We start from the raw sequence: 6,399 nt of genomic DNA, 5'->3' as shown, positions 1-6,399 counted from the left end.
TTCCTGTTACCGCTCGACTTGCATGTGTTAGGCCTGCCGCCAGCGTTCAATCTGAGCCATGATCAAACTCTTCAGTTAAAAGTTTTTGATGTTCAACTTCCGAAGATGCTGTCATCTAAATCTGCTCAGGTTCGCTAACTTCATTACTTCATAAAACGTATGTTTCAATGAATTCACTTGGTTGCTTACCTGAATAAAGCTTTGTAGCTCCATCCCGACAAGCGCCCACACGAATTATCTGACCAATCTGTTAAAGAGCGCTGAACTTGACTAACTTCTTGAACCGCTTAGCGCTTCAGGTCTCGTTCAGTGAGGCGCGTATTCTACCGAACCTCGTTTTGCTGTCAACCACTTTTTCATCTTTTTTGTTGAAGCTTGGATTCAAACCCGAAGATTCAGAACCTAAGCTCAACAACCGATGTCGGTTATCAGCCTGCTTATTTTAATCAGAACCGAATCTCAAAATCAACTAAAAAGTTATTTAAAATCAATCGGTTAAAACAAGCACCCAACTAACAATCCCGTTCAAATCTTAAGCTGTGAAACCGCTTTGGTTTGAACCCCTCGTTGGTTGGGAGCGCAAATTCTACTGATTTAAGATCTGGCGTCAACACCTTTCTTTCATATTTGTCATATTTTCTTTGAAGCGGCAAAACGCTCAATGAATAACAGCCCCAAACAGACAGAAAAGATCAATGCTTCCAAGTAACTCGCCCTTACCATCCATATAATATGAATAAGAACTAGTAGCGCAGCTGGGTACACTAATTGATGCAATCGCTTCCACGAGCGACCCAGTGCCTTTTGTGCACGCTTTGTTGATGTAAGAGCTAGCGGTACCAATAAAAGGACAGCCACCATACCAACAACGATGTAGGGTCGTTTAGTTAGCTCATTTCCAATCAGATCCCATCGCCAACCAAGAATGAAAGTCAGATACGACAGTAGATGAACCAGCGCGTAGAAAAACGCGAACAACCCGACCATTCGCCGCTGCCGCAGCAGGAACGTTATCTTTGCTCTTCGGCTAAGACTTGAAGACACCAAACTTACCCAAAGCAATACCGCCGCCCAAAAACCAAGCTCTTTAACAATCATCTTTGCAGGATCCGCGCCTAAATCCCCAAGCAGCACACTCAAAACCAACCAAAGCAGGGGTGATAAGCAGAATAAGAAGACACCTACGGCGACCACTGGTTTTTTAAGCCACCTATCAATTGCCTTTAATACCATTTGGAGAGATCCAAGCCCGAATACAAACTGGCCACATCCTCGGCGTACCCGTTAAAAGGCAGTGTATCAATGATGTTCGGAGAGAAGAGAGAGGAAGGCAACCTGCGCTCAGTCGCTTGAGACCATCTTGGATGATCCACAGCCGGATTTACGTTGGCATAAAAACCATACTCTTGAGGGGCCGTTTGATTCCACGAGGTGATCGGCATCTTATCGGTAAATCGGATCTTCGCAATCGACTTGATGCTCTTGAAACCGTATTTCCAAGGCACGACCAAACGAAATGGCGCTCCATTTTGTGGTGGCAGGGCTTGTCCATATAAACCTGTTGCCATAAACGCGAGCGGATGCATCGCCTCCTCGATGGTCAATCCCTCTACGTAGGGCCAGTTAATGGTTCCAAACCGACTCTTTTGGCCCGGCATCTGATCCGGGTCGTACAGCGTCGTAAATTCTACATACTTAGCCTTACTGTTAGGCTCAAAGCGTTTTAACAAGGAAGCCAGTGGCAATCCAATCCAAGGGATCACCATCGACCAAGCCTCGACACATCGCAGCCTGTAGATACGCTCTTCTAACTGAGAGCCCTTGATCAAATCCTCTAAATGATAAACACCTGTTTTATCAGCCTCACCCTCTACCGTTACTGTCCAAGGATCAGTTTTGAAGGACTGCCCCAATCGACTTGGATCCTGCTTACCTAAGCCGAACTCATAAAAGTTATTATGAGTGATCACATTTGGATAAGGCGTTAGCGACTCTTTTGTCGTATATGAAGGGTTTAGGGATGCCGCATTAAGCGGAGCGCGTAACCACTTTGGACCTGGGTAGGTCGGCCAATCTTTCTCAAATGAGTAATCCGTAGCCGCAAACGCGCTGGGAAGACCACCTGCGGCGGATACACCGACAGCAAGCGCCCATTTCATAATGGTGCGCCTCTGGCGGTATATAGACTCCGTCGTTACATCGGAGTCTTTTAGTGTAGGTTTTGTTCGTATCAGCATATCAACATCCCTCATCAAATCGCATGGCTATTTGAGATTAGTCGGTTGATTGCTAAAAACCTTACAGGTTACTTCAACTTTTTCGCCACTTTCGAAGCAGCCAATACATTGGACCACTCAGCGCGTACAAGAAGAACAGCATCGAAAGCACGATAGATGGGTCGATAGAGATTAACCCAAGACCCAACACAATCCCGACCATGATAATAAAAGGCACTCGCCCTTTAAGATCTACGTCTTTAAAGCTGTAGTAGAGCACGTTTGAGACCATCAGAATGCCCGCAAGTGCCACATAGGCTGCTAATAAGTAAGAGATCGATGAAGGGTCATATCCATGCGCGGAAGCTGCCCAAACCAGTCCTGAAACCGCAGCAGCGGCGGCAGGTGACGACAAACCAACAAAGTAGCGTTTGTCAGCAAACCCTATTTGAGTATTAAAGCGAGCCAGTCGAAGCGCCGCACCCGCTACATAGATAAAGGTTGCAAACCAACCAACCTTGCCGATGTCACCTAACACCCAGCTAAACATGACTAACGCTGGAGCAACGCCAAAAGAGACCATATCAGACAGGGAGTCGTACTCGGCGCCAAACGCACTCGATGTATTGGTCATGCGTGCAATGCGACCATCTAAACCATCGAATAACATAGCTACAAAAATGGCGATGGCGGCGGTTTCAAACTGCCCATTCATTCCAGCAACAACAGCATAAAAACCAGAAAACAACGCACCGGTTGTAAACAAATTAGGTAATAGAAAAATCCCCTTTCGTAACCGGGTCGATGGTTTAGCAGTAGCCGAATCCGTCTGGGATTCCGGCGAACCTTGTTCCTGATTCATTTTATCCTCGTTACCACAAATCAAACATTAAGGGCGTTAGTGTACTCTCTCAGTGCCCGCTAAGGTAGTTCAGCACCAAAGAGCTGGTGAATATCACAACTGGATCGATGCCCAACACAATCTGAATTCGAGACAAGCCACGCTTGCGCCGTATTGCGACCCGATGCTTTAAGATCGAGCAGAAAATCTTGTCGCGTATTGTACTTACTCGAACTCTTCATCTCGTTAAAGTAGGTTTGGTTTTCGATCAGGTGCATCCGCACTCGATTAAGACGCCACGCGACTGTCCCCGAAATCCACTTCCCAGCTGAGAATTTTTGCAGATCGCAGATGGATCGCATCTCTCGCATAAAGTGCCCCTGAAAACCCAGCTCGGTCATGCGATCCGCAATTTGATCCGCCTTTGTCGGTAACTCTGGCTGATGAAGCGATTGTAAAAGCACCATCAAAACATCCGACGCTTCAGATTTGTACATCAATGGGAAAATGGCGGGATTAGCCGAAAAGCCGCCATCCCAATAGGCCTCGCCATCTATCTCTACTGCTTTATGAATCCTTGGTAGACACGCAGAGGCCAACACCGTTGCCGACGTTAGCTCATGCTCTTGGAATAGCCTAAGTTTACCGGTCGCGACATGAGTAGCCGCTATAAACAACCGAAGCGGTGATCGAGAGGCCAAGCTTTCAAAATCAACCAGTGACTCGACCACTTCTTTGAGCGGGTTAATGTCAAGAAAATTTACATCATAGGGAGACACATATTGAGTCGCGTGCAGCCACCACTTCGTCAGTGAGGTTTCTATACCCTCAGGCAAAAAGGCGTTGGAGCCTTTATCGGATATTCCAAGCCAAAAGGCCTCAAGATGCGCTTTTGCTCCTTGCCGACCACCCAAACGCCAGCCTTCTGCGCACATTACCGCATTCATAGCGCCAGCACTGGTCCCACTGATCGCATTAAAGGAGAGCCATTCTTCTTCAAGCAGTCGATCTAAAACGCCCCATGTGAAGGCTCCATGAGCACCGCCCCCTTGCAACGCGAGATTGATTGAAACCGGATTTGGCATATCCACCTCCTTGGGGTGTCTTTTTTATTAGTACGAAAGGCATCAAGAAGGTTCAGAGATGCATAAAAAAAGCCAGCATAAGCTGGCTTTCTCTACGTCGACTCAATCTTAGTTTTTAGACTTATCAACGATTTTGTTTGCAGCAATCCATGGCATCATCGCACGCAGTTTTTCACCCGTTTGTTCGATTGGGTGAGCAGCGTTGTTACGACGGCGCGCTGTCATTGATGGGTAGTTAGTTGCACCTTCAGAGATGAACATCTTAGCGTATTCACCATCTTGGATACGCTTCAGAGCGTTACGCATCGCTTGACGAGATTCGTCGTTGATTACCTCAGGACCTGTAACGTATTCGCCGTACTCAGCGTTGTTAGAGATCGAGTAGTTCATGTTCGCGATGCCGCCTTCGTACATCAGGTCGACGATCAGCTTAAGCTCGTGCAAACATTCGAAGTAAGCCATCTCTGGTGCGTAGCCTGCGTCCACCAGCGTTTCGAAACCGGCTTTAACCAGCTCAACACAACCACCACACAGAACAGCTTGCTCACCGAACAAGTCTGTTTCAGTCTCTTCACGGAAGCTGGTCTGGATGATACCAGAACGGCCACCACCAACACCCATTGCGTAAGACAGCGCCAATTCTTTAGCAGTGCCAGATGCATCACGGTGGATAGCGATCAGATCAGGAATACCGCCGCCTTTTACGAATTCAGAACGTACAGTATGACCAGGCGCCTTAGGCGCGATCATGATTACGTCCAAGTCAGCGCGTGGCTCGACTTGGTTGTAATGGATTGAGAAACCGTGAGCAAATGCCAGAGTCGCGCCCTGCTTGATGTTTGGCTCGATCTCTTCTTTGTACAGTTGACCTTGGAACTCATCAGGAGTCAGGATCATTACAACATCTGCAGCAGCAACAGCGTCAGCAACGTCCGCTACGTTCAGACCGTGAGCTTCCGCTTTAGCACGTGAAGAAGAACCTGCACGCAGACCAACCGTTACATCAACACCGGAATCTTTCAGGTTGCACGCGTGCGCGTGACCTTGAGAACCGTAACCGATGATAGAAACTTTCTTACCTTGGATGATCGACAGATCGCAATCTTTATCGTAATAAACCTGCATGGAAGACTCCGTATATAGGTCAATAAATGAAGTGGTGAGCAGCCCTTCGCCACTCGATGCCAGCACTTTAGTAGAAGCACTTCATTGCGTAAAATGATATATTTGCAATACTAACTTGCAGATAACGCAATACTCTTATGGATACAAAAACCCTTCGACATTTCATCGCGTTAGCCAACACGCTTCACTTTGGCCGTGCCAGTGAAATCGTGCATTTAAGCCCCTCAGCCTTGAGCCGGAGCATTAAACAACTGGAAGAGGAGCTTGGAGCCAGCTTATTTTTGCGCAACAACCGAACGGTATCCTTAACTCATCAAGGCGAGCTGTTTTTTGAGTACGCTAAAGAGCAAATCACACAGTGGGAGGGGATCAAAAACACACTCCTGACCGAATCCCAAAGCTTCAAAGGGGAGATCAGTCTTTATTGTTCTGTCACCGCCAGCTACAGCTTCCTGTATGACATATTGAGCGATCTTCGGGATCAGTACCCAGGCATCGAAATCAAACTCCACACCGGAGACCCCGACCTTGCCATTCAACGAGTACTGAATAATGAAGAGGACATGGTCATCACCGCGCGCCCAGATGTCCTCCCTAAAGGCTGCTTATTTAAAGCCATTGGCCGATCCCCTTTACTCTTCATAAGACCCAAAGAACCAGATCGCTTTGATATCCCAGCGCATGATTCACTGTCATTGGAAGAATGGTCGAACGTTCCGATGATTCTGTCCGAAGGCGGCGTGTCTAGAAAGCGCGTTAATGACTGGTTTAGCGACCAAAACATCACTCCAAAAATCTACACCCAGGTTTCTGGAAATGAAGCGATCGTTAGCATGGTCAGTCTCGGGTTTGGTATGGGTGTTGTACCCAAAATCGTTCTGGATAATAGCCCACTTAAGCATACGGTCGACATTATTAACGTCGCACCTGAACTGATCGATTATGAGGTGGGACTGGTCACAAAAGAGCGCAAACTGAGCAACCCTATAATGTCTGCTTTTTGGAACATGTAAATTTTAAACGTCTGTTTATTTTACACATAAAACCAACCATCATAAAAAACTACTTTAAATCAATATCTTAAATTAAGGCACAATTCTTGCTATTTGATGAATTCTACTTAATCAATCGA

At 46.9% G+C, this 6,399-nt stretch carries 6 protein-coding genes and 1 rRNA gene; 1 reads left to right on the top strand and 6 read right to left on the bottom strand.

Features of this window, described 5'->3' with window-relative positions; translation table 11 throughout:
* From ACXAF9_RS12950 to ilvC, 6 genes are all read right to left on the bottom strand, one after another.
* A 16S ribosomal RNA gene (locus tag ACXAF9_RS12950) occupies window positions 1-78 on the bottom strand; the annotation flags it as partial.
* A 552-nt stretch (window positions 79-630) separates the two neighbouring features.
* On the bottom strand, window positions 631-1,233 hold the full coding sequence (locus ACXAF9_RS12945) for a protein-methionine-sulfoxide reductase heme-binding subunit MsrQ (RefSeq protein WP_475074888.1): 603 nt from the start codon (window positions 1,231-1,233) through the stop codon (window positions 631-633).
* A complete protein-coding gene (gene msrP / locus ACXAF9_RS12940; RefSeq protein WP_475074886.1) occupies window positions 1,224-2,237 on the bottom strand; it encodes a protein-methionine-sulfoxide reductase catalytic subunit MsrP in 1,014 nt (337 codons plus the stop codon). The genes ACXAF9_RS12945 and msrP overlap by 10 nt, the downstream gene beginning before the upstream one ends.
* A 73-nt stretch (window positions 2,238-2,310) precedes the next feature.
* Window positions 2,311-3,078, bottom strand: a complete 768-nt coding sequence (gene pssA, locus ACXAF9_RS12935) for a CDP-diacylglycerol--serine O-phosphatidyltransferase (RefSeq protein WP_475074884.1) — start codon at window positions 3,076-3,078, stop codon at window positions 2,311-2,313.
* A gap of 59 nt (window positions 3,079-3,137) precedes the next feature.
* On the bottom strand, window positions 3,138-4,142 hold the full coding sequence (locus ACXAF9_RS12930; protein ID WP_475074882.1) for a patatin-like phospholipase family protein: 1,005 nt from the start codon (window positions 4,140-4,142) through the stop codon (window positions 3,138-3,140).
* 108 nt (window positions 4,143-4,250) lie between these two features.
* Window positions 4,251-5,267 carry a ketol-acid reductoisomerase gene (gene ilvC / locus ACXAF9_RS12925; protein ID WP_475074880.1) on the bottom strand — a complete coding sequence of 339 codons (1,017 nt, stop codon included), beginning with the start codon at window positions 5,265-5,267 and terminating at the stop codon, window positions 4,251-4,253.
* A 137-nt stretch (window positions 5,268-5,404) separates the two neighbouring features.
* On the opposite strand from ilvC, the gene ilvY reads away from it, so the two are divergent.
* Window positions 5,405-6,280 (top strand): HTH-type transcriptional activator IlvY, encoded by an 876-nt coding sequence (ilvY, locus tag ACXAF9_RS12920; RefSeq protein WP_475074877.1) that lies wholly within the window; start codon window positions 5,405-5,407, stop codon window positions 6,278-6,280.
* The last annotated feature ends 119 nt before the right edge of the window (window positions 6,281-6,399 follow it).

The sequence above is a fragment of the Neptunomonas sp. ABH4_499 genome (assembly GCF_056160565.1).
Note: the sequence above shows the minus strand (reverse complement) of the source record. Positions and strands in the feature narration are given on the sequence as shown.

Excerpts from the sequence above, each read along its gene's own strand:
- pssA (WP_475074884.1), bottom strand. The coding sequence starts at position 3,078 with ATGAATCAGGAACAAGGTTCGCCGGAATCCCAGACGGATTCGGCTACT.
- ilvC (WP_475074880.1), bottom strand. The coding sequence starts at position 5,267 with ATGCAGGTTTATTACGATAAAGATTGCGATCTGTCGATCATCCAAGGT.
- ACXAF9_RS12945 (WP_475074888.1), bottom strand. The coding sequence starts at position 1,233 with ATGGTATTAAAGGCAATTGATAGGTGGCTTAAAAAACCAGTGGTCGCC.
- msrP (WP_475074886.1), bottom strand. The coding sequence starts at position 2,237 with ATGCTGATACGAACAAAACCTACACTAAAAGACTCCGATGTAACGACG.
- ilvY (WP_475074877.1), top strand. The coding sequence starts at position 5,405 with ATGGATACAAAAACCCTTCGACATTTCATCGCGTTAGCCAACACGCTT.
- ACXAF9_RS12930 (WP_475074882.1), bottom strand. The coding sequence starts at position 4,142 with ATGCCAAATCCGGTTTCAATCAATCTCGCGTTGCAAGGGGGCGGTGCT.